Here is a 24,860-nt window from a genome sequence, read left to right as displayed (position 1 = left end):
GTATTAATATTTTCTAACAATTGATATAAACCCTTTTTTCGCTTTCACCCCATTACCAAAATCTATGATATAGTAGTAGGTATCTTCATCGAGCGGGCTGCCATTTAGTGTGCCATCCCATTCATTGTTATAACCTCTCTTGCTATAAACCGATCTTCCGGCCCTGTCAAATATGCGCACCTCATTGTTGGGGTACATGTCAATGTTCTTGACTGTAAAGAAATCGTTCTTGCCATCACCATTCGGGGTAAGCACGTTATTGGCAACCAGGTTGTAATCTTCAATCACCGTGATGGTGATCTCCTGGGTGCTGATACAGCCTGCAGCACTGGTGCCGGTTACCGTATAAGTGGTAGTTTGTGCCGGACGTACGGTAAGCGTAGCTGAATTCTGTCCGCCAAGGATCCCGGCGGCATTTGCCCAGCTATAGCTGGAGGCACCGCTGGCACCAAGGGCAATGGTTTGTCCTTTACTTACACTTGTACCAGGATCAGCTGCAATATGAAGTTGCGGAAGCGGAGCAGCCACCAGCGTAAAGCTACGGCTAAAGGTATCTGATCCCCCGTGTAAGGTACCACCGTTGTCTTTAACCGTCACCGTAATTAATGCGGTGCCCCCGGCACTATTGTTAATGGTATAGTTGAGCGAGGCATTTCCACTACTAAGCGGCGTTACTTCGAGCGATGAGAACAGGTCCGGATTGTTGCTGCTTACACTTAATGTAACGGTCTGATTCTGTTCGTTACCTGCCGTGATGCCAGTTAAGGCAATAGTTTGGCCGGCACTGGCATAACAAACCTGCTGATCAGCAATGACTGCAAGGGTTGGCGCAGTATTAGGAGGTGATAAAACGGTTAAAACCTGGGTACAGCTTGTGCAGCCTGGATTTGGATCTGATGTTGGACTACTCACCTGCACCGTATTGGTTAAATTACCACTAAGGGATACTGGTGTTTGTACGGTCACTTCATAGGTAGCGGTCAGTCCATTGTCCAGAACAGCGATCGTTTCATTCAGATCTCCTGTACCAGAAGCATTAGGATAAGCTACCCCTGCAGCAGGCACCGTTGTCCATCTGCTGATGGTCGTGCCTGCAGGCGCGGCATCGCGGATATTGACCGACAAAGCACTGCTTGGCCCGTTATTGGTCACTTTGATCACATAAGTAACCGCCTGCCCTGGCACAACGCTGGTCTGCGCAGGATCTTTCAAGGTCTTAACGGTAACCAAATCGGCCCGGGTTTGTGGGCCTGGCGTAACTGTTGATGCATTGTTGGCAGCAACAAGGTCCTGCTGTGCCCCACTGATTGTCGCGGTATTGGCATAAGGTCCCGTTGCATTTACACGGGCTGTTATGGTCAGGGTTGAACTTGCCCCGTTGGCTAATGCCCCAATGCTCCACAAACCTGTTGCCTGCACATAAGTGCTGCCTGCAGGAGCAGTGGCACTAATATAAGTGTAGCCCGCAGGAAGCAGATCAGTCACCGCAACACCCGTTGCCGGGCTCGGCCCGTTATTAGTGGCTACCAGCGTAAACACGACATTAGTGCCTACGGCCGGACTGGCCTGATCTGCTGTTTTAACAATGGCCAGATCTGTCACTGCCTGCGGCACAGGGCTCACCGTTGCGGTATTATTTGCCGGTACCAGATCGTTTTCTGTTCCGGTAATTGTTGCTGTATTGGCATACGGACCAGCTGCATTTACACGGGCTGTTATGGTCAAAGTTGAACTTGCCGCGTTGGCTAATGCTCTAATGGTCCACAAGCCTGTTGCCGGCACATAAGTGCTGCCTGCAGGAGCAGTGGCACTAATATAGGTATAGCCTGCAGGAAGCAGATCAGTCACCGTAACACCCGTTGCCGGGCTCGGCCCGTTATTAGTGGCTACCAGCGTAAACACAACATTACTGCCTACAGCCGGACTGGCCTGATCTGCTGTTTTAACAATGGCCAGATCTGTTACCGGTGATGGCACCGGAGTAACAGTTGTTGTGTTATTGGCCGGTACCGGATCGCTCTCTGTTCCGGCAATTATTGCTGTATTGGCATACGGACCCGTTGCATTAACGCGCGCTGTTACGCTCAGGGTTGAACTTGCCCCGTTGGCTAATGCGCCAATGGTCCACAAGCCTGTTGCCGGCACATAAGTGCTGCCTGCAGGAGCAGTGGCACTCACATAAGTGTAGCCCCCAGGAAGCAGATCAGTCACCGCAATACCCGTTGCCGGGCTCGGCCCGTTGTTAGTGGCTACCAGCGTAAACACGACATTAGTGCCTACAGCCGGACTGGCCTGATCTGTTGTTTTAACAATGGCCAGATCTGTTACCGGTACTGGTACCGGAGTAACAGATGCTGTATTGTTTGCCGGTACCGGATCGCTCTCTGTTCCGGCAATTATTGCTGTATTGGCATACGGACCAGCTGCATTTACACGGGCGGTAATGCTTAAGGTCATGCTTTCGGTAGCCGACAGAGTTGCAATTGTCCATACACCCGTAGCAGGATTGTATGTGCTCCCCGAAGGGGCAGCTGAACTTACATAAGTATAGCCTGCAGGAAGCAGGTCTGTTACTGTGATCCCTGTCGCCCCGCTTGGCCCGATATTGCTGGCCGTAATCTCAAAGCTCATATTGCTGCCGGTGACCGGAGCCAGGTCACTGGCGGTCATGTTCACCAGCAGATCGGTAACCGGCTCAGCAAATGGCGTTGCTGTTGCCGTATTGTTTGCTGTTGCAGGATCGTCCTCGGCTCCGCTGATGGTGGCGCTATTGGTATAATCGCCGCTTGCATTGATCGTTGCTGTTACCGTTAATGTCGCATTGGCCCCGTTAGCCAGGCTGCCGATGCTCCAGACCCCGGTAAGCTCATCATAACTGGTTCCCGGCTCTGCCACCGAGCTCACATAGGTATAACCCGAAGTAAGCAGGTCATTAACTACCACCGCTGTAGCTTCACTCGGCCCGTTATTGGAGGCCACTATGCTGAAGGTGACATTGCTGCCCACAGGCGCGCTCGGCTGATCGGCTGTTTTAACAACCATCAGGTCGGTAAGGGGCACAGGTACCGGTGTAACGCCCGAAATGTTGTTGGCAGCTACAAGGTCAGTTTCTGCTCCGCTGATCACTGCCGAATTTGCATAAAGCCCGGTTACATTTACCCTGGCCGTAATGGTTAGGGTTGAACTGGCTGCATTGGCCAATGCCCCGATCGTCCATACTCCGGTAGCGGCATCGTAGCTCGTGCCTGCTGCAGGGGCTGAACTTACATAAGCGTAACCCGTAGGAAGCTGGTCGGTGACCTTCAGCCCTGTCGCCCCGCTCGGCCCGTTATTGGCAGCCACTATCGTAAACACTACATTGCTGCCCATAACAGGGTTCATCTGGTCTGCCGTTTTGGTTACCTGCAGATCGGTTACCGGTACAGGAACCGGTGTAACGGCCGAAGTATTGTTTGCCGCGATCAGGTCGGCCTCAGTTCCGCTGATGACTGCAGTATTCACATAAGAGCCTGCTGCATTTACAGTAGCAGTTACAGTTAAGGTTGAGCTGGCTGCGTTGGCCAGGGTTCCAATCGTCCACGCTCCGGTAAGGGGATCATAGCTGGTCCCTGCCGCAGGTACGGAGCTCACATAGCTATAGCCTGCCGGAAGCAGGTCTGCTACACTAACCCCTGTTGCAGTGCTCGGCCCGTTATTGGTGGCTATAAGGCTGAAAACAATATTTCCGCCAGTATTCGGCGACAGGTTATCTGCCGTTTTACTGATGGCCAGGTCAGTCACTGCCGCAGGTACCGGAGTAACTGTTGCCGTATTGTTTGTCGTTTCAGGATCAGTTTCGGTTCCAGTAATGCTGGCCGTATTGGCATAAGGACCGGCCGCATTCACCTTTGCGGTAATGGTCAGGGTGGCAGTTGCTGAATTGGCCAGGGTGCCGATTGTCCATATCCCGGTAGCCGGCGTATAACTGGTTCCAGGCGCAGTTGAACTCACATAAGTATAGCCCGCAGGAAGCAGGTCGGTCACGCTAACCCCTGTGGCCGGGCTCGGCCCGTTATTGCTTGCCACAAGGCTGAACACGATATTGCCACCTACATTGGGCGACAGGTTATCCGCTGTTTTGGTGATGGACAAGTCAGTCACTGCCGCAGGCACAGGAGTAACTGTTGCCGTATTATTTGTCGTTTCAGGATCAGTTTCGGTTCCAATAATGCTGGCCGTATTGGCATACGGGCCGGCCGCATTTACCCTGGCTGTTATCGTCAAGCCTGAATTCGCTCCATTGGCCAGGGTACCGATCATCCACACCCCCGTAACCGGGTCATAAGTGGTCCCTGCGGCAGGTGTTGAACTCACATAGCTGTAACCTGCAGGAAGCAGATCAGTCACGCTAACCCCCGTTGCTGCACTTGGCCCGTTATTGGTTGCCCCAAGGGTAAAGACAATAGTACTACCCGCATCCGGAGTCAGCTTATCAGCGGTCTTAGTGATCATCAGATCGCTAAGGGGCACTGGTACCGGAGTAACTGTTGCTGTATTATTGGCCATGATCGGGTCAGGCTCTGTGCCGCTGATGGTGGCAGTATTGGCATACGGACCGGCTGCGTTTACAGTAGCGGTAATGGTCAGGGCAGAGCTCGCTGCATTGGCTAGTGTTCCGATGGTCCATACCCCCGTGCCCGGATCGTAACTTGTTCCTAGCGGAGCATTCGAACTCACATAAGTATAGCCTGCAGGAAGTGGATCAGTTACGATAACCCCTGAGGCATTACTTGGTCCGTTATTGGTAGCGGCAAGGGTAAACACTACGTTGCTGCCCGCATCTGGCGCAACATTGTCTACCGCTTTTGTGATCGCCAGATTGGTCTCTCTGCTAACCTGTGTGTTCACCTCGCTTGTATTGTTGGTCAGGTTGAAATCCTGTGAAGGTATCGGAAGGGTAACCGAGGCGGTATTGGTGATGGTTGATGGTGGCGTTGAAGGACTCACTGTGCCATTAACCGTAATCAGGACATAATTACCTGCCCCTGCAGCTACATCGGCCTTTACCATGATTGCATTGGTCGTACCGGTAAAGGTGCCGTTAATTGAAGCCGTTCCGAATGTTGCAGCGCTCCAGGTCACATTTTCCACTTCAGCAGGAATAACATCGTTAAGGATCAGCCCCTGCGCGTTCTGCGGTCCGGCGTTACTCAGTTTAACCGTGTAGAAGATCGGCCTGCCGGCAATGACAGCCTGTGGACCATTTTTCTCTACCACAATGTCTTTCGACTGGTTTACCGCTGTAGTTACCGAGCTTTCGCCAATCGCGCCTACTGTTACAGTTACCGTATTGGTAAATGTTGGCACCGCGGTTGCATTCACCGTACCCTGTATCGTTAAAGTCAGGCTGGCCGCCGGATCTGCAGGAATATCTCCCGCAGTGTTTACGTTATTGGTGGTTCCAGATGGGTCTCCGGTAACTTGAGCAGTTCCTGCAGCAACGATGTCCCAGCCTGTTACAGTTACAGAAGCAGGTACGATATCCTGGATTACAGCACCAGTCACATTGCCCCCACCGCCATTGGTAATGACGATCGTATAAGTAATCGGATCCCCAATGTTTACCGTGGCAGGCCCGTTCTTGGACACCCGTATGTTTGGCGTATTGGTATAAAGTGTTGAAATCGTACTGGTATTTGAAGCCGGTTCAGGATCGGTAACCGGACTTCCCGCAGGAAGGTTCGCAGTTGCAGTATTAATGAAAGTACTACCATCTGTGAATGTGGTACCCGCCTTGCCCTTCACCAGGATCTCAATTAATCCCGTTCCGGCAGGGATACTTCCCACAAGGTCAATGTCGCCTGTACCAGCTGAGGCGCTTAAGGTTGCCCCGCTTGGCACGGTTGCTGTCCATGTTGGGTTTTCAACCTCTACGGGAATGTCGTCCTTAATCTCTATACCAGAGGCATTACTTGGCCCGTCATTAGTTATCTGTAGGATATAAGCTATATCTTCTCCTGCTCCAATACTACCGGGGCCGGATTTTACGATGCGGATATTTGCCGTTCTTGAAACTGTAGAAGTGACCGTACTGCTGGCAGGCGTAGGATCTGTCACGCCGGACGAAGGAGTCGCGGTAGCCGTATTTACAAGGGTAGCACCTGCATAGCTGGCGTCCAGTGTTCCGGTGATGTTCACTGAAATGGAAGCAGTTCCTGCCGGTATAAATCCTGAAAGGTTTACGTTTCCGGTTCCGGTTGCTGCCCCGTTAATGACGGCCCCGTTCTGTGCAACTGCCGTCCAGGTTACATTGTTTAGCCCGGCAGGAATATTATCGGCAATGGCCACATTGCTGGCATCCGAAGGACCGGTATTGGTCACCTGAAGGGTATACACAACCGCACTTCCCGCAACAACACTGGCAGGGCCTGTCTTCTGGACATGGAGGTCTACTGCTCTGCCAATTGCTGTGATCACTGTATTGGAACTGATCACCGGGCTGCCGGAAGCAGTTACCGTTGCCGTATTCGAAATGGAGCTGGCTGATGAAGCTGCCGGGATGGTTCCGCTCACCGTAATATCGATCTGGCTGGCGGTACCGGCCGGGATGTTGCCCGTTACGCTTACATTATTGCCCGTTCCGGTAGCACCACTGGATATTGTTGCCGTGCCCTGTAGCACAGTCGTCCAGCTTACGTTTGTCAGTTCAGCAGGAACAGCATCAGCAATCACTGCAGCCAGAGCGTTACCTGTGCCGGTATTCTTTACAGACAAAACATATTGTACCAGCGCGCCGGCATTTACTGTTGCAGGCCCTGTTTTGGTTATTTTTATAACAATTGGTGTTGGTGTAACTGTTGATGAATTATTGGTCATCACAGGATCAGCCTCTGTGGATGTGATCGTTGCTGTATTCGCATATACTCCGGCGTCTTTTACAGTCGCCGTTATCGTCAAGGTAGCGTTTGCTGCGTTGGCCAGTGTTCCCATCGTCCAGATCCCTGTTGAGGGGTTGTAAGCACCCTGCGATGGTGTTGCGGAAACAAAGGTATAACCCGAAGGAAGCAGGTCATTCACCTGAACACCCGTGGCAGGGCTTGGCCCCGCATTTGCCGCTGTTATGGTGAAAATTACATTATTGCCGGCATAAGGCGCTGCATTGTTTATCGTTTTAACAACACTAAGGTTGGCCTGGGGGACAGGTACCGGTGTTACCGTAGCTGTGTTATTAGCTGATACAGGATCGTTTTCTGTCAGTGTAACTGATGCCGTGTTTGCATAGGTTCCCGTTGCCTTTACCGTAGCCGTAATGGTTGCACTGGCATTGGCACCGTTCGCCAAAGTCCCGATGGTCCACAAACCCGTTAAAGGATCGTAGGTGGTTCCTGCCGGAGCAACAGCACTTACATACGTATAGCCATCAGGCAGCAGGTCTGTTAGGGCAACATTGGTGGCGCTGCTCGGACCTGCATTGTTCACTGCCAGTGTAAACACGACATTGCTGCCTACCAAAGGGTTCCCATTGTCTACCGTTTTTGTCACAGCAACATCTGCAGTAGGAACAGGAACCGGGGTGATGGACGAGCTGTTATTGCCAGGCACCGGATCAACTTCCGGGCCGGTAATTGTTGCGGTGTTCACATAAGGACCCGCTGCATTTACGATTGCGGTAACCGTTAGGGTTGAACTTGCACCGCTGGCCAGCGTTCCGATGGTCCACACACCCGTACTGGCATCATAGGTAGTCCCTGCCGGAGGGGCTGCACTCTTAAACGTATATCCCACCGCAAGCAGGTCGGTAACAGATATGCCAGTACTTTGCTGAGGACCATTATTAGTTGCAGCAAGGGTAAACACCACATCGCTGCCTACAGCAGGGGTCATGTTATTAGCTGTTTTTACTATCGCAAGATCTACAGCGGCCTGGGAGATGACGATCTCATCCGAACGGGAACATCCATCCGGGTAACTTACCGTTACACTATAGGTGCCCGGGCCATTTACAACAAGTGCCTTCCCTGTGCTGCCATCGCCCCAGGCGAAAATGGCTAGTGGCGAGGCAAAGAAACCTTCCGTATTAATGGTATAAGGAAACTCAGCGGCAAATACGGTTTTATCCGATCCTAGGCCTAAAATAGGTGTGGAATTGTTATATGGTAAAATAGACCAATTGGTATTTCCTCCTAAGTCTTCCGAATGTTCTAAGGCCTGGAATTGTGGATTAGCGGTATTGCCCACTGCGGTGATGTTACGCAGACGCACATAATCCAATTCGACTCCTCCGGTTGTTTTATTCACGGTAAAGGCACCCGCTGCTGAACTGTTGATTTCTGTCAGGTTGCAAGGCGTACCGCTACCAAACCAATCTTTGGTAATTGTGTTAGTAGAACCGCTAAGGAAGGTATACATTTTTCCTGGGAAAAAGATCAAGGTCTCAATGGTATTCCCACTGCCATTGATGGTACCCTTTCCTTTAAACTCTAAACGTCCAATCGTATTATTTGCTCCGATATTAGCTTGTGATGCACTAGCCGCGTTGCTAAATAAAAGATCAGTAAAAGTAGTGTTGGAAATTGATATATCCCCAGCAGTAGCAACAGTTACATCGACAATGTTATATACTCCGGCATTAGACCGGAAAGCACCAGCGGTTATTTTCGAGCCCGCCAGTTGCAGTACTTTATTAGCCCCCATGAAATGCCATCTCGCATTAATGGTTGCATTCCTGATGTCTATATTTAGAGGTTGGGCACTTGTGTTGTCATAAACGAAAGACGCTGTGATGGTACGGCCGCTTAAATCAAGCCCTCCACTTGTCAACAAGATCGATGAGCTAACGTTGTTATAGTCTCCAAGGAAAGTCAGTTTGCTTCCAGGCTTGATGATCTCCATACTTAAAGCACCTAAACTGGCATTATTAGGAGTTAACGAAGCGTTAGCTGGTCCCATAAAATTCACCTTAGCAGTAGAGGTTACACCAGAGTTTAAGACCATGTTGCCCCATATTTCCAAGGTAAACGAAGCATTTTTAAAAAATGTTGCACCGTTGACAGCCCCTGTCCAATCCATATTTCGGCAATAGGCATTTCCCTGGTTGATGGTCACGGCCTTGCTACCCGGTGTGAAACTGTTGGCATCAAAAAATACATCGTTAGCGACGGTTGGTACACAGGCACCGCCGGCGCCACCACTAGTGGTACTCCAATGAGCGGATTCGTTCCAATCGCCATCACCACCTACCCAATAACGTGCACCTGCTGTAGAAGAGGTAAATACAAAACCTGAGTTGCCGCCTGCATCTGCACCTACTATTGAAATGGGAACACCGCTACCCGTAGCTGTCATGTTCTGCACATAAGCATTATCAAAATCCCGTGTAGAAGACGGCCCGAAGTTGAGTGTTGGAGCAAAGCCTTCAACTCCTCTTAGCTCTCCTAATCCTTCACAACCAGGGCTATTGAAACGAAAGAGACCATTAACGGTCTGCGTGTTACGGAAATAATAAGTACGCGAAGGCGTTAAAAATAAATTATTAATGGTGTTATTTCCCATGAAAGTTACCCCACCCGATCTTACATCAAGTGTACCAATGGTATTGTTACCCGCCCCATTTAAAGCAACCACCAAAGAGCTTGGGCTGGTATCAGTAAATACCAATTCATCAATGGTGGTACCCGTTATGTTAACCACATTTAGATTGGTGGTAATATGGACTTTGGGGTAAGTAAATCCATTGGTTGAAAACACCCTATTTGAGGTTACGAAAGAACCTGCAGCATTATTTACCCAAGTTGAATTTGTAGCCCCCACAGTCCAGTTATCTGTAACCGTAATCGTTGAATTGCTGATATCAACTATACGACCATTTCCCGTGCTGGTCAAAGCAAATATATTGATGTTACGATTACCCATCAATAAGCCTCCCCGTGAATGAACAATGCTTAATTCTGGAAAATTGATATCATCTGTAACTGTCAATGCAACGCCAGGTGCTTTATATATTCGAAACGAAAGTTTTCCTAAGTTTGCGCCTTTGGTCGTGAAGGTAGCGGGTTCTGATCCGGCAGCTAGTAAAATACCGGAAATTGATAAGCCAGGATCTAATTCTATATTCCCATAAACTTCTAAAATATTCGTTCCTGTATCAAAAACCGGCGCATTGGCCACATTGGTCCAGGTCATATTATGGCACCAGGCAGCACCCGCAACCGTAACTGTTTTACTCACTGCTGTAAATCCAGAATTGGCATCAAAAATGACATTATCACCTGTGAAAGGCACACAGGCACCGCCAGTGCCGCCACTGCTGGATGACCAGTGATCTTTATCATCCCAATTACCTGCACCACCTACCCAATATAAAGTAGTTCCCGTAGCACGAGGTTGGATATTAAAACCAGTATTTCCACCGCCATCAGCACCTTGTACAGTAAGCGGTGTACCATTGCCGGTAATAACCATATTGGTTAAAAATACATTCTGTACATCTGCTACTGCTCCTGTTGCCAAATTAAGCGAGATCGACGGACCACCTGTAAGTTGTCCCAAAGCGTCGCAATCTGGCGTATTGAATTGAAATAGTTCGTTTACCGTGATGCTTTCTCTAAAAATATAGCCTTTACTGGGCGCTAAAATCAATTTACCGATTATGTTGTTGCCCGATTCAATGCGGCCACCACCTTTAAATTCTAAACGACCTACCTGATTACCTGCACCTATCCTTACACTACCTGTAACCGAATTGGGATTAGAAAATAATAATTCATCAAAAGTAGTATTTAATATAGTTGGCCCCCCGCTAGTCCCTGTTACCTCTACTTTTGAAAAGGTAAGTCCATTACTCGTGAATAGGCCGGTAATTAATGTGGAACCTGTAGCTAACAGGGTGCTATTAGTGGCGTTAAGAAAAAACTCAACCGCAGCATTTAAGGTAGAATTGGTTAAATTAAGTGTACGTGTATTGCCAACCGCCCCATTGGTAAAGCGGTTTATTTCATGCGTATTGCCGCTTAAATCTAAACCTCCACTTTCTAAAGTAATTAGACCTATACCAAAATTTGCCGGAATGCCATCCAATAATTTTAATGATCCGCCTGTTTTCTCCACCAAAAGCTGGTTATACCAGTTAATTGATAACCGTTGTGCACCATTGATCTTATAAGTAGCATTACTGCTGCCCATAAACCTTACGTTTACCATACCGTACTTCACCGCAGATGACAATTCTAAATTGCCATAAATTTGAAGTTGTAAGGTGGTGCCAGAACCGTTAGCCCTAAATGTAGCAGCGGCAGTTACGCCTACCCAGGACATGTTGCGACAAAGTGCGTTTCCTGAAGTTGGCAATATGATTACCGAAGAGGCATCCAGGCCACTATTGGCATCAAAATAAACATCGTCACCTGTACCAGGAACGATAGATCTGTCTGGCACCCCACCAGAGGTGGATGACCAGTGGAGATTCACTTCGCTCCAGTTTCCAGAGCCGCCCACCCAATAATAGTTGGCAGCCTGGAGCTGTGAACCGAACAAAAGCAACACTAAACAAGCCAATAGGCTTCTTAAGTAAAATTGTATCATATGCGATAAGTTATCTGGTTTGACGGAAGATCATTTTTGTGGCACGAACCGTTGGAATGAAAGCAATAGAGATTTTTCTATAAGAACCGGCGTTCTTCCTGAGGAGGGTTAACAAATGTTGGAGTAGTAGTTTGTTCATGATATAGAGCTTAGAATAGATGTGTCTTGCGGCTGATGAAACCCCAAATACAATTGCCATAAATTTAAATCAAAAAAAGAAAGAGTTTGTAGTATTAATTAGACAAATTACATATGAAGCTTTATATCTTAAGGGAATTAGAATTTAAACAACTCACTATCAACAATATAACAATAAACGAATATCTACAAGACCAAATAATCAATCAAAAATATTACACAAACATTGAGCACTAAATCCCCAAAGTGGCGAAATAAGAGCAAAATAGTCCCGTCTTATCTCCTAGTAGTTTATAGAAAATAATCCATCACGGGATTCACACTCTTCAAACTTTGAATCTCGCTCCTGTATTGGTAAAGGTTTCAATATATCCAAATAAGAAACATATTGAAAAAACCAATTTGATTGACCCTCATCGGCCATTTTCAAAATTCAAAGTAACTAATTGACCATCAATAACAAAAGGGATAGTTCAAAATGGCGAAGGGGGATCAGTTTGCCATGGTTTATCCAGTAAGCTTATAATTGATAGTTTTTGCCATTGTATTAATCGCGACAGAGAGCTTAAGCAATGCCTTATTCAAAAAATCATGATCAAGTGTCATTTTTTCCGGATTTTCCTGAACATATTTAATGTAGTCATTGACGGTAACACTATTCTCTCGCTTTTCCAGCAACCTAACTTCAGGGGCACGTAGTTCTATTTTTTTGGCTCTTTGCGAAGGCCACAGATTAAAAAAATAAGCCACAATAAACAATGACATTACTAGTATTAATACCAAAATCCAGGATACAAATGAAACTTTCTGCAGACTAGCCATATTTTTTTAATTTTGATTCTTAATTGTGCCTGATTATTTCCGCTTTGAGATCCGATCGCTCAACATAAGTTTTGGCTGCATTATCTTGATTATGCGGTGTTAACGCCAACACTACAACAGTTAGACTATATCAAGGATTTGAAGGATTAAGCAATATCGACTTATCATCGCCACTCAATTTTTTCTTTTGTGAAACAGGTAACATCCCTGCCATTTCGCCAATGATGTTTATTAATTCCGAGCCAGATGGGACAACGATCTTGGCATTAGACATAAGAGAGTTTTCTACCGCTTCGAGTTTTCTGAGTAGCTGTGCATTCCCTGTAAAAAATTCATCAGCAGCAACATTTACTAGTTTAATGGCCTCTGCTTCACCCTCTGCGTGTAAAACCTTTGCACGTTTGTAACCTTCAGCTTCTTTTATCTTGGCGCGTTTTACGCCATCGGCTACCGTTTCTGCCGCGGTTGCATAGTCAATGGCTGCAATTTTTTCGTTTTCCGCTTTTACCACTTTATTCATGGTCTCCTGTACGTCTGAAGGGGGATCAATCTGCTTTAACTCAGTTCTAACAATTACAATTCCCCAGCTAGCAGTTTCATTTTTAAGTGTCATGTGAAGTTCAGCATTTATTTTACCCCGTTCGCTATTAGCCGATCTTAGCGTAAGTGTACCAATAATGTTTCTCAAGGTAGTACGGGCAAGGTTCACAATTTGCAGTCTGTAATCATTGACGTGATACAGAGAACTCTTCACATCTTCTTCAGCATCAAGCACCCTGAAATAAATTTGGGCATCTACACTCGCATTCAGGTTATCATTGGTTATAATTTCCTGTGGCTGTGCATCAACCATTTGCTCAGTAGTGTTTACAATATACATTTTATCAATAACTGGAATGATCCAGTGAAACCCAGGGTTTGCAAACTTGGTATATTTGCCTAGTCGTTCAATTAACCCTCTATGTGTTGGCCTTACAATGTTTATCCCTGAAAAGAAAAGCACTATAATTAAGCCGATTATTATTAATAATATTTGCATAATCGTTATTTTAAGTCATTTAGTCAGTAAGTATAAATGGAGAAATTCGCTATCGATTAAGGTCGGTTTTTTTTATCTGCAGTACTTTACATAATTGTTTAAATTAGTTACATCATTCACACATTAATGAATAACGCCTGCATATTAGGCTGACAGCTTTAATTATTCACCCTATGCAATTGTAAATTCTCCGCTGATATAATTGTTACTTAAGCTATTTCTTTCTGATAGTCGCAATTTAAAATTGCAGATGATAAGTATAGACCGCTTTTAGATTTAATTAAAACATTCAACGATTTAATGGGTTGTATATTAAAAGATAGAATTATACATTTTCTACGGAAGTCTTTCTTCTATTTTCTCCCGCACGAGGTTGATTCCTTTTCAGATTTTGACTTTTGTAACCGGTATATTAACTGACCGACATAAAACATGAAAATTTACATCAAAAATATGGTTTGCATCAGATGTAAAATGATCGTAAAGCAGCAATTAAAAAAATTAGGTATACAATGGGTAAAAGTAGACTTAGGTGAAATTGAAATCCTTGAATTCATTGAAACAAATCAAATGGAGGAGCTAGATTTCAATTTGAAAAAATATGGTCTGGAAGTCTTAGATGATAAAAAAAGTATTCTGATTGATAAGATAAAAAAGATTATTATAGAACTGGTCCATTATCAGGATGAACCGGAAAAGATAAACTTTTCAAATCATTTGTCAGAAAGATTAAACTACAACTATACCTACCTGGCTAATTTATTTTCTGAAGTAGTGGGTATTAATATCGAACATTATATCATTGTTCACAAAATAGAAAGGGTCAAAGAATTGTTGATTTATGACGAACTTTCTATAAAACAAATATCCTATAAACTTCATTATAGCAGCGTTGCACATTTGTCTAACCAGTTCAAAAAGATCACAGGCTTAACCCCTTCACATTTTAAAAGCTTAAGGGTTCGTAGGCGGAAAGAACTATCAAGTTTCTAATGTAGGTTTTTGATAACCCTAATGATTAGGGAGTGGGTGCAACATTATGCTATCATTTTTTGCAAACAGTTTATTGTAAGTTGCTGTTAATATACAGAAGTTTATGTTCTACAAGTTTGCTTCCGGATGTGTTTTCAACCTTGCAATTATGGCATCTGTTGCAGCATCTGCAGAAATTCCATACCCATTTACTAACATGCCTTTTATACCAAACTTAGGGGATGATATTGCATATAACACCGACTGGTCATCAGGATTAGATGCACCTTCAAACCGGTACACTTTGTCAATCTCAAAATCTTCTGGCGACAATTCGATATTTGTCTGATGACAAGTAATTCGTTCCTTCCGGATATTAAAATCCAGTGAATAACCATCCTTTATTAAGCCATTAATTGTTTCAGAAAAGGTGCCGTAACTTTCTTTCATACGAATTTGAATGTTAAAAATACATTAGAGAGAGAATGTTAGTTCAATTATGATTTATAAAAAGTCTTTCAGCCATTTTTTTATCACGTCCGTAGATATCCTCTCTAAAATTGAGTAAACCATCTTCACCTATCCACGAAGTAAAATAACTAATGATTACCGGAACAGGTTTATTTAGGGTGACCCATTTTTCTTTTGATGCAATCATGGCTGCGTTAATTTTAACATTGCTCCATTCAGGTTGATTCCTCAACAGGTATGCTGCCATTTTTTTTGGTTCCGCCAATCTTATGCAGCCATGACTGAATGCACGCTTGTCTTCATCAAATAATGATTTCGATGGCGTGCCATGAAAATAAATACTATAACTGTTTGGAAAAATAAACTTCACCCTCCCTAGCGCATTGTTAGCACCGGGCTTCTTACGTATGACCGGTAGACCATTGCTAAAACCTGTTTGTTCCATGTTATTATTAACAAGATAGTTGGAGCTTCGCCGCATTTCTGGTAGAATTTCTTTTCGCACAATACTCCGAGGAATATTCCAGTATGGACTAAACACTACAAATTTGAGTATATCATTAAACACAACGGTTTTATTTGCAGCTGTGCCTACCACAATATCAACATCAAAGACCTTTCCTGAATCCCCGTAAACATGCATTTTAAATTCCGGAATATTTACAACGATCCTGTCTCCCTGAGCTTCTTTGGGCATCCATCTCATCCGTTCCATATTAACCAGCATCTGTTGAATCCGTTTCTGTAAGGGCACATTCAACGCTTTGATAAAGGCAACATCAACCACCCCATTTTGTTTGTATCCGAAACGCATTTGTACATTTTTTACCGCCGAAGTAAGTTCTTCTGTAAAGATTCTTGAGGTATCCTCTGTCCCATAATCACCTTCAGCTTGCATCCTTTTTTTAAGCCGCAAAATGTTCTCTGCAGAGTCCCCCTGTATATAGTTTATTTTACCAACCAATGCCATTTTTTTAAAGCCACCTGATCTATAAATGCCTTGATAGTTCCTTAGCGCTGCATACATCAATTTATACTGTGCACTAACAGGTTCCCACAGCGCTGTATGTTGCCCTTTGTTGGAAATTAAAGAATCCAACATAGCTATTGGATCTATTTTCTTTCTTGGGATATGCCACTGCAATTCCATAGGATCAATTTTTCCCTCGTAAGCATATTTTGCAAAATCAAAAAAGTGTTGGGTGAGTTGCAATTCTGCTTCTACGATATTATTGTTACTCGCATTAAAAGCTGTATCCTCATTTATCAGCAATTCCATTTCGTCGTGTAGCCACTTATTTTTAAAAGAAGAATCATTTGTAAGGTTTTTAAAATTGTTATGAAGGTTCCAAAAAGCTAGGGTCTGATCTTCTATCCCATCTCTGCCAAACCATGCGAACTGAAAATTCCGACTATTGTAAAAGTTGCGTAACCTCAAAGCGGAACTGACTTCTATCTTTTGTTCGATAATGAATTTTTCCAGCATCGTGCTGTCAAGTAATAACTCTGAGAAGGCATTATTTTTTGTAATAGTTGTATCTCGTTTTGTAACTATCTGGTTTATAACCTGGCCTGAACAATTGATAAAAAGAATGACAAAACATATCGTAAAAGTATATCCCAGCTTCATGTAATTATTTTCATTTTTAGTGTATCTTTTATGGCTATTTAAAATTTCAGGGCATTTTACCCATCAATAAAGCCAACAAACAGCATTAATAATTCCTTCCTTTTCCTGTAATTGTTTCAAGAGAGGCCTTCAGTTTATCAATCGCACCCGATAACGCCTGATCTGGAGTATCAGCCTGGTTGGTTACCGCAATTGGTTGCTTGCCTTCAAGTCTCGCTTCCAGCAAACAACGTATGTCATTTAATCCATCTTTATTGCCATTTTCATCTGAAAGGTGTACTTCTATCCTTGTTATGTCTGTACTAAACCTGCTTAACTCATCTATTATCTGTACCATAAATGGTGCTGTATTTTTCTCACTTGCATTTATAGTTTTGTCAGTATTAAATTGAATGTTCATAATTATTTAATTTTTAATAACGAAATATTGCTGCCAATCCCGTTTGAGAAGGCATATCATGTAGTGGTATAACTAAAACGTCTGATCCCATTGTTATTGCCATATTAGCGATGTTATCTAACAAGTCATTAATTTTCGGGTGTTTTATTGGCTTATATTCAATTGAACCAGTATTGTTGTCTGTAATTTTACCTGATATAATCCGGTGGGCCTCGACAAGTAAGGTAGCAACTCTTCCCATTGCTACTGCCTTGGCAGTAGTTTCCAATTCATCACTTCCCAAATTATTTGCTTTTGCCTGACCAAACTGCTCTATCAGATCTTTAATTTTTAGCAGGTATGCCGGTTCCATTACTTTCCAGGCCATTTTTGCCAAGTTGTCTGTGGATATATGTTCTGGGTTTTTATAAATGCCTTCTTTTAATAGAAATGGGTTTTTACTCACCTCATGGAAAAGGGAGTGATGCTCTGGCAACGCCGCTAATATTAGCGGCAGCCCAGTTGGCTTGGAAAAATTTTCAAATATTTCTTTGCTTACAAAACGGAAAAACTTCTCTGTATCGTGATCTATCTGGTCTTTTATTCCTCCATCACCATGATGCATGTCAATGCTTCCTTTACCAACTCCCCCATAGGATGCAACAGTAGTGTGTTTTTCAGTCACCTCCTTGCCAAGCACTGCTGTAAGTGTTGTAGGCGTTTCTTCCGGCAATATAATTTCTATCAATGAGTGCCGATTGCCTTCAAAAAGTTGAATTCTGTCGAGGCTCAAACCAAGGATCTGGTATCTATCCATAGTTTGTAGAAATTGCCGCAGTGGTTTTGTATGAAAGCTATTAGCAACTATAGCCATTTTCCCAACATTCTCTAATAAACCAATCACCTTGAATATACCAGGGCCATTAAAAATAGCGATGCCAGGAGTGGTATGGTTCCAGAATTTTTTGTCATTGATAAGAGATTCAAGCGGATTCATATGTTGCTTTATTTCATTTAAAGAGTAAAGCTGAGATAAAGAAATTTCCACTTTTTTGAGCAATTTTTTATAATCAAGGATATCCTGAAGATTACGCGGATGGCTTTGATGTGCAGGCATATATACAGAAATGCAGGGCGTATCTTTGTATAGGGATAATTCCTTTACCAATTCTTTGTTGATCGAAATCATAATTAAACTTTCTTTTTTTAAACTGATTATATCCTAAACTATGCTTCAACTGCAAAAACTACCAGCTTTCTGATTGCTGTAATGCTAATTTGCCTTCTGATACTGAACTTTACTATTAATGTACCAAGCCGGTTACTGGAACCCATTACCGGGCAACTCATTACCATCAGTGAGGCCTAAAATTCTCAACCACTGTTGTATCTGGTAGTAAATATTAACTTTTCCAGGAGCTATAAATTCTTTCACTTCTTTTTTGTTTCTTGACAAAATCACAAACCCCTTATCATTGTAACCATCACTTTTTGAAAATCTCTTTCTTTCACCATAGCTGAACTGACGTGCATATCCACATACCAATAATCAATCGGCCACCACGTAAGTTATTACTGATATCTTTACTTTATAAAAAATTAAATTTCAATCCAAGTGATGATGCCACAATAAGTTTGTACTGCCATCCGATTGGTCTTATCTTGTATAGATAAATGTAATTTTCAAAAGTTAAACCTAGCAGACCATTCTATTAACAATTTAAAGTTAAGTCTATTGACAAGATCAAATGTTACACAACATTAAATAAAAGTTGTATCATTCACACATTTTCACCAAACAACAACTTGTTTTCAGTTTTTCATCTTTAAAAATTACTGATATAACATCGACCCATTTAAACGACGAAACATGATAACATTAGCCCGAGAAATTCAAGTCAACTTCGAGGGTACTCTTAAACATCCGTGAATTATGCAACTCTTGCTCAAAATCATGTAAGATATTAATGGAATTAAAGTTCTTATTTTACAATAAAAAGTTTGATAGCCAATTCTACCGCATTTTAATCCTAACTATACAGTAATTTACTCGGAGTACATCCCTAACAATTCTCTTTAAAATACCCTTTTAATTAAACCCATCTCATAACAATATTATGAAAAATCAACACTGTCTTTATTCAATTCTTATATTGTGTTTTGTATCCGCGTGCACCGGAAATAGTAGAGAAAAAATACAAGATAATGTTAGTGACCCTGTGATTAAGAAAACCTGTTATTTAGCTATCGACGGCAGCGACAGCGCATTCCTTAATATCGAATCACTAAAAAGTGGCAAGGTTAAAGGTGATTTGCTGTTTACCTTCGAATATATGCCTAAAAATTACGGTAAGATAGTGGGGACAATGAAACGCGACACCGTATTTGTAGATTATACATTTAAAGTTGGTGAGTCTACTGTCATTAGTAAAAATCCCCTGGCCTTTCTAAAAAAAGAAGGAATGCTAATACTAGGTGTCGGAGTAATTGAGACAACCCTCGGAAATTCCTATTTTGCAAAAGATAAACCTATTAACTTTGAACGAGGAAGGTTCAAATTCAAAATAAAAAAATGTGAACCATAAAATTTATGTTTTATGGTCCGTGCAAATTCTTCCCGCTTTTATTTAATTTTGTCGAGCAATTTTTTCTTAGATGGATTAATCATGAAGTGTAGTTTATGCACGCAAGAACAATTGATAAACTGGCATGTAAGGTTGTGGCGGCAAAATAATTCTTATAAGGTTTTCGCGCTTTTATCTTCCATTCTTTCCAAACATAGAGATCGTTTTTTTGAAAGGACAATTTTGTCCGCAGCAGATCGTGTTAAATGTATAGCTACGTCAAAATGAGCTAAGGCCTTTGAGTTGTCTACATCTCTGTACAGCTCTCCAAGCAGCGAATGATAAAAATGGTTGTCGGTCAATCGAAGTTTTTCTGCTTCAATTATTGCTTGAGTTTTGCTTCTTGCTTTTGCTAATGCATAGGTACGGTTAAGTGCGGCTATAGGTGAATATTCCAGTATCAGCAACTGGTTATACAACTGTAATATATACTCCCATTTTTCCTTAGTATCCGATTTCTGTGTGTGGAAACTGGCTATACCTGCTTCCAGGTGATAACGGCTAGGCTTGCTATTGCTAAAAGCTATTTCTAAATAATACTGACCTTGTTTGATGACATCCTGGTCCCATAATGTTTCATCCTGGTCTTCATACAATACAATTTCACCATTGCTATCAGTACGTGCTTCAAATCTGGATACCTGAAAACTCATTAAGGCAAATAGTGCATTCACAGCAGGCAGATTCGTGAGGGGATTTTGCAGTAAAAGGTAAGTAAGGTGCATGGCTTCCTCACATAGATCTTTTCGTATAGTAACATCATGGTGGGCTGAATAATACCCTTCGTTAAACAGTAGATAAAGTGTTCTCATTACTGTTTCCAACCGTTTGCTGATCTCAGTTCCCGCAGGAAATTCGATTTGTACATCTTCCACCCGTAATTTTTCTTTTGCCCTGTAAAGGCGCTTTGTTATGGTTTCTTTATTGGTAAGGAAAGCGTAGGCTATTTCATTAATGCCAAACCCACATAGTATGCGCAGGGCCAATCCTATCTGCGCTTCTGGCGCAATGGCTGGATGACATATGGCGAAGATCATTTGCAGCTGGCTATCTGTTATGTTTTGTTCAGAGAGGTCTATCTCCATTTCGTTAGTGTCGCCAGCTTCAGAGCTCAACTGTAATGCGACTTTCTGCTGGAACAGTTCATCCCGCTTTAGAAAGTTTTTTGTTTTATTCTTTGCTACGGTGTATAACCATGCTGTAGGATGTTCAGGCAGTCCCTTGATACCCCAGGTTTCAGCTGCCAGTAAAAAAGTATCGCTTGCAATATCTTCGGCAATCTCCATATGCTCAATACCAAAAGCCTTACACAATACAGCAGTTATTTTTCTGTATTCTGTCCGGAATAAATGCGGTATTAATTCTGTTTGTTGCATAAAACCAGAAAAAAGCCTTTGCAAAATTACAAAGGCTTATAAAATTACCTTCAAAAGTACTACATCATATTTATTTCACGCACCTCTACACTACCACCTACGTTAAAGATCGGGCAGCCGTCGGCCAGTGAAGCAGCTTCTTCAATTGAGGTAGCTTTAACAATGCTATATCCAGCTACAACTTCCTTTATTTCAGTATAAGGGCCATCAGTTACTATGGTGTTCTGCTTTACCAGTTTACCGGCAGCCTGCAGGCCACTACCACCATCAACAAGTTTATCCTGTGCGGCTATATTGCCTATCCAATCCAACCATCTTTTCATATTTGCCTGCATTTCCTCAGGTGATGGTTGGTTTCTGTTGGGTTCAGATCTGTAAACGAATAAGAAATTTTTCATTGTTTTATTTTTTAAATTGTTATACCCTAATAACAATTGAACATTTCACAAATGGACAGGATGGCTAATTTATATTTTCAGAACCTAGCTAAGCGGAGGAAATATTTCACGCCCATCGTGAAAGAACCCTTCCGGATTTATTCTGGGAGCATTTTGCATATCCCCATGGGTAAAGGAGACCATTACCCGGTAGGTATCCCAGTCGATCGAAATTATACTGTTAGTGTTCACCGCCACCCTTTCTTTATCGGAAGTGGATAGATCGTCCAGCAGCATGTAAGGGACAGACCAGGTCGACAGGTCGATAATAAGATCTTTAACCAGTCCAACACGCCCTTCCTTATTGTGAACTTCGTATTGTGCCACATGGCTAAAACTTCGCAAATGGGGATCAAATTCATCTTGATTTTCCAGTCTATTTGCTAGTGCGGCTGCTCCCTTCAGCATTCCTGTTGTAGGATAGCCCATACCTGCCCCACCGAGTGATGGCCAGGAATAATAATCAGAAAGATTGGATTCCTGTTGACGAGATACTGGAATGTCTGTGTCAATATGCGGACTATTTTTGATTTGTTCTTTATTGAGTTTAACCGTCAACAAGTTTGAATTTATTTTCAGATCGGCATCAACAGCATATGGAGAAATCAAAACCTTTCGCTTAAACAGCCAGGTTCCTGTTTCCACAACCAGGTACCGCACAGACCATGCCTGGTCATCAAAATAAATATCTTTTACCTTACCTATTTCTCCGTCCGCGGCACCGAGCGAACATCCAAAAAGCTGTTGCGCATATATCTGCATAATTTTTGTTAGGTTTTAACTATAGCACATATTACATGCCAATTTAGCAATCAGCGTTGTAAAAATTTTCCATCTAGTGTATCCATGAGAAACTTCATTCTCAGGATTTCCTCTTGCTGGGAAACAATAATGCTATCGGCCAGTTTTCTTACATTTCTGTCTTTAATCCCCGCTCTTTTACTGGTCATGATCGCCGAAGAATGATGTGGTATCATAGCTTTCATATATTGAGTATCACTTATAAATGCCTGGGAGCGCAACATTATCAAAGCTACAATAAAAACTCCGGTACTGGAAGAAAAGATAAATCTGTTTAGCTTTTTGTTAGGGTACATTATAGGCATAAGTAAAAGCATCAAAACAGCCATCGGGCAAACCATCAGAATAGACATGTAAAGCCGAGTAAGGCTAAGATAGATATGATCGATCTCATCAACATTGAGAAACATAACTCCATACATCGTAACAATCGAAAAAGTTAACATTAATGGCAGTTTTTTATAATGATTATATTGCATGTTGAAAAGTTTAGGTTAAATACATAAAACTAACAAGATAGAGCTCAGTAAGTTTTGACAAATGTGCATACAGAGCTGATCGTGCTATTTTAAATTGATATATGCGGTCACAGTCTACTAATTGGCTTGGTAATTGTGATTTACATCCATACCGAAATTTAAGATCAGTAAAGGTTTTCAACAGACCAGGTTTTTGCAGGATAATTTTTAACCTAATTGCCTATGTACAATTTGACTATACAATCCGCTTATAATGAACACGATCCAAACGTTTACTATTGGACAGATGGCCGGTCTGTTTTTTTTAAATTTAATGAAATAGCAGGTGCAGACCTCGAAACTTTCCAATTTTACACAGGTCCCTTTGCAAAAGATAAAAACTACTGTTACCTTGGAAATGAAGTACTGGAAGAAGCAGAAAACGATACCTTCGAAGGTATCAATCTTTCCTTTGCAGCTGACATTAATATAATATGGTGTGCTTCAGGGAAAGTAGATCAGGCAGACCGCAAAACTTTTGAAGTCTGTGACTCTGGAAAATTTATACTCTCCAATTCAACAGAAATACCGGTTCGACTTCCGCTCCAGGAAATTAAACTTGCTTGTGGCTATGCAAAAGACAAAGACCGGATCTATTACTTTAATTTCCGCAATGGACTCTCTATCAACGAGACAGCAGTATCTTCCTCCTTTGTGTCATTGAATGATGGTTACTTCGGATATGATGCCTATCACATATTCTGTCAGGCAAGAGAAATAGAAGGAGTAGATCGTAAATCCTGGCAAAGGTACGGTGCAGGAATTTTCTATTCCAGAGATCTCGAAAAGGTATATTATCTTCATAGACTGATTCCACATGCTGATGTAGAGACTTTTAAGATTGTCTACCCTGAAAACAATGCCAAAAGAACTTTACGATTGGCCAGCGACAAATACCGTTGTTACTGGAATGGCATGGAGATTACTGTGAAAGAGTTTGAGGTACTTAAACATTCACAACAATTAGGATAATAACCTTTCGGTCAAATTCCCCATTATTGAATCTGCATTATGGTTGCTGGAGAGCACCGGGGTTCCGGGTTTAATACGATTTTAGTACAAGGAACGACTGAAAAGCAACGACGATTAAGAAAAGCTAAGTCGGTTTAACATAGCCAGAAAACCATATAAAGATATTGTAAGGTTATTTCAAAGTTTTCGACAAAATATAGACATCAGTTGAAGTAAAAACAATTAATTTTATTATATGCAAGCAGACCCAAATGAAGCCAATATTTCTGAAAGCCATACGCTTCATCCACAATATTGGGTGAGCAAGCATGCAGATTATTTATACGCTTACGCACTGGTGCGGATAAATGACCAAGACCAGGCAAGAGATATTGTACAGGAGGTTTTTCTTGCCGCATTAGAAAGTGCAGAGAAATTTGAAGGACGAAGTTCCGAACGAACCTGGCTAACGGCCATTCTGAAATTCAAGGTGATTGATTTCTACAGGAAAAACTCGAAAAAATATAAGCCTGCAGATATAAATAATCTGGATGAAGAACATGAAGATTTTTTCGACACTCAGGATGGTCACTGGAATGACCACCATAGACCCCGGGAACTTGGCATTGAGCACCCGGATGCACTCGAAAATAAGGAATTCCAGAAAATACTCCAACAATGTATGGAAAAGCTCCCGGGACTATGGCTTGCAGTGTTTACCATGAAGCATATGGATGATGAAGCAACCGAAACCATATGCAGAGAATTAAAGGTGACCGCATCGAATTTCTGGGTGATCATACATCGCACTAAAGTAAACTTAAGGTCTTGTCTGCAAAAAAACTGGATTTAATCTTTAGCCATGAACGAATTACAAAAAATACAATACAACTGTCGAAAAGCAACCTACCTGATCGAAAAACAAGAAATAGGTCATATCACTGTTCGGGAAAAGCTGGAATTGAAAATACACCTGATGACCTGCTCAATCTGTAAAACCTTCCAGCAGCAAAGTGTCGTGATCAATAACATGGTCCGAAATTTATTTTATTTAGATGGGCAAACCAACATGAAACTAGATGAGAATTTCAAGAAGGAACTGCAGAAGCGCATTAACAAACTATTGGATAAAAATTAACGGTG

At 42.7% G+C, this 24,860-nt stretch carries 16 protein-coding genes; 5 read left to right on the top strand and 11 right to left on the bottom strand.

The window, feature by feature from the left end; all coding sequences use genetic code 11:
• Window positions 1–3 precede the first annotated feature (3 nt).
• From HDC92_RS08710 to HDC92_RS08700, 3 genes are all read right to left on the bottom strand, one after another.
• Window positions 4–11,559 carry a gliding motility-associated C-terminal domain-containing protein gene (locus HDC92_RS08710; protein ID WP_183873857.1) on the bottom strand — a complete coding sequence of 3,852 codons (11,556 nt, stop codon included), beginning with the start codon at window positions 11,557–11,559 and terminating at the stop codon, window positions 4–6.
• 645 nt (window positions 11,560–12,204) lie between these two features.
• Window positions 12,205–12,519 (bottom strand): hypothetical protein, encoded by a 315-nt coding sequence (locus tag HDC92_RS08705; RefSeq protein WP_183873856.1) that lies wholly within the window; start codon window positions 12,517–12,519, stop codon window positions 12,205–12,207.
• A 130-nt stretch (window positions 12,520–12,649) separates the two neighbouring features.
• The gene (locus HDC92_RS08700; protein WP_183873854.1) at window positions 12,650–13,558 is read right to left on the bottom strand and encodes an SPFH domain-containing protein; all 909 of its coding nucleotides are present in this window, start codon (window positions 13,556–13,558) and stop codon (window positions 12,650–12,652) included.
• A gap of 432 nt (window positions 13,559–13,990) precedes the next feature.
• Between HDC92_RS08700 and HDC92_RS08695 the strand changes: the two genes are divergently transcribed.
• Window positions 13,991–14,551, top strand: a complete 561-nt coding sequence (locus HDC92_RS08695) for a helix-turn-helix domain-containing protein (RefSeq protein ID WP_183873852.1) — start codon at window positions 13,991–13,993, stop codon at window positions 14,549–14,551.
• Between the two features lie 108 nt (window positions 14,552–14,659).
• On the opposite strand, the gene HDC92_RS08690 is transcribed toward HDC92_RS08695, so the two are convergent.
• The 4 genes from HDC92_RS08690 to HDC92_RS08675 form a co-directional block, all read right to left on the bottom strand.
• On the bottom strand, window positions 14,660–14,980 hold the full coding sequence (locus HDC92_RS08690) for a phosphoribosylpyrophosphate synthetase (protein ID WP_183873850.1): 321 nt from the start codon (window positions 14,978–14,980) through the stop codon (window positions 14,660–14,662).
• A 43-nt stretch (window positions 14,981–15,023) separates the two neighbouring features.
• Window positions 15,024–16,631, bottom strand: a complete 1,608-nt coding sequence (locus HDC92_RS08685) for a murein L,D-transpeptidase (RefSeq protein WP_183873848.1) — start codon at window positions 16,629–16,631, stop codon at window positions 15,024–15,026.
• A gap of 85 nt (window positions 16,632–16,716) precedes the next feature.
• Window positions 16,717–17,031, bottom strand: coding sequence for an HPF/RaiA family ribosome-associated protein (locus tag HDC92_RS08680; protein ID WP_183873846.1), 315 nt, complete (start codon window positions 17,029–17,031; stop codon window positions 16,717–16,719).
• Between the two features lie 13 nt (window positions 17,032–17,044).
• Window positions 17,045–18,199, bottom strand: a complete 1,155-nt coding sequence (locus HDC92_RS08675; RefSeq protein WP_183873844.1) for a hypothetical protein — start codon at window positions 18,197–18,199, stop codon at window positions 17,045–17,047.
• Window positions 18,200–19,127: 928 nt separating this feature from the next.
• On the opposite strand from HDC92_RS08675, the gene HDC92_RS08670 reads away from it, so the two are divergent.
• Window positions 19,128–19,595 carry a hypothetical protein gene (locus HDC92_RS08670; RefSeq protein ID WP_183873842.1) on the top strand — a complete coding sequence of 156 codons (468 nt, stop codon included), beginning with the start codon at window positions 19,128–19,130 and terminating at the stop codon, window positions 19,593–19,595.
• Between the two features lie 152 nt (window positions 19,596–19,747).
• Here the strand turns inward: HDC92_RS08670 and HDC92_RS08665 are convergent, their stop codons facing one another.
• From HDC92_RS08665 to HDC92_RS08650, 4 genes are all read right to left on the bottom strand, one after another.
• A complete protein-coding gene (locus HDC92_RS08665; protein ID WP_183873840.1) occupies window positions 19,748–21,010 on the bottom strand; it encodes an RNA polymerase sigma factor in 1,263 nt (420 codons plus the stop codon).
• A gap of 59 nt (window positions 21,011–21,069) precedes the next feature.
• Window positions 21,070–21,408 carry a YciI family protein gene (locus HDC92_RS08660; RefSeq protein WP_183873838.1) on the bottom strand — a complete coding sequence of 113 codons (339 nt, stop codon included), beginning with the start codon at window positions 21,406–21,408 and terminating at the stop codon, window positions 21,070–21,072.
• 84 nt (window positions 21,409–21,492) lie between these two features.
• The gene (locus HDC92_RS08655) at window positions 21,493–22,209 is read right to left on the bottom strand and encodes a PRC-barrel domain-containing protein (RefSeq protein ID WP_183873837.1); all 717 of its coding nucleotides are present in this window, start codon (window positions 22,207–22,209) and stop codon (window positions 21,493–21,495) included.
• 50 nt (window positions 22,210–22,259) lie between these two features.
• The gene (locus HDC92_RS08650) at window positions 22,260–22,727 is read right to left on the bottom strand and encodes a DUF305 domain-containing protein (protein ID WP_183873835.1); all 468 of its coding nucleotides are present in this window, start codon (window positions 22,725–22,727) and stop codon (window positions 22,260–22,262) included.
• A gap of 222 nt (window positions 22,728–22,949) precedes the next feature.
• Here HDC92_RS08650 and HDC92_RS08645 point away from each other — a divergent pair, with 222 nt between their 5' ends.
• From HDC92_RS08645 to HDC92_RS08635, 3 genes are all read left to right on the top strand, one after another.
• Complete coding sequence (locus HDC92_RS08645; RefSeq protein ID WP_183873833.1) at window positions 22,950–23,738, top strand: DKNYY domain-containing protein; 789 nt, start codon at window positions 22,950–22,952, stop codon at window positions 23,736–23,738.
• 235 nt (window positions 23,739–23,973) lie between these two features.
• On the top strand, window positions 23,974–24,570 hold the full coding sequence (locus HDC92_RS08640; RefSeq protein WP_183873830.1) for a sigma-70 family RNA polymerase sigma factor: 597 nt from the start codon (window positions 23,974–23,976) through the stop codon (window positions 24,568–24,570).
• Between the two features lie 9 nt (window positions 24,571–24,579).
• Window positions 24,580–24,855, top strand: a complete 276-nt coding sequence (locus HDC92_RS08635; RefSeq protein ID WP_183873828.1) for a hypothetical protein — start codon at window positions 24,580–24,582, stop codon at window positions 24,853–24,855.
• Window positions 24,856–24,860 lie beyond the last annotated feature (5 nt).

This window comes from Pedobacter sp. AK017 (genome assembly GCF_014200825.1).
GTDB classification, from domain to species: Bacteria; Bacteroidota; Bacteroidia; order Sphingobacteriales; family Sphingobacteriaceae; genus Pedobacter; species Pedobacter heparinus.
The sequence above is the reverse complement of the archived record's forward strand: the minus strand, read 5'-3'. Positions and strand labels throughout refer to the sequence as shown.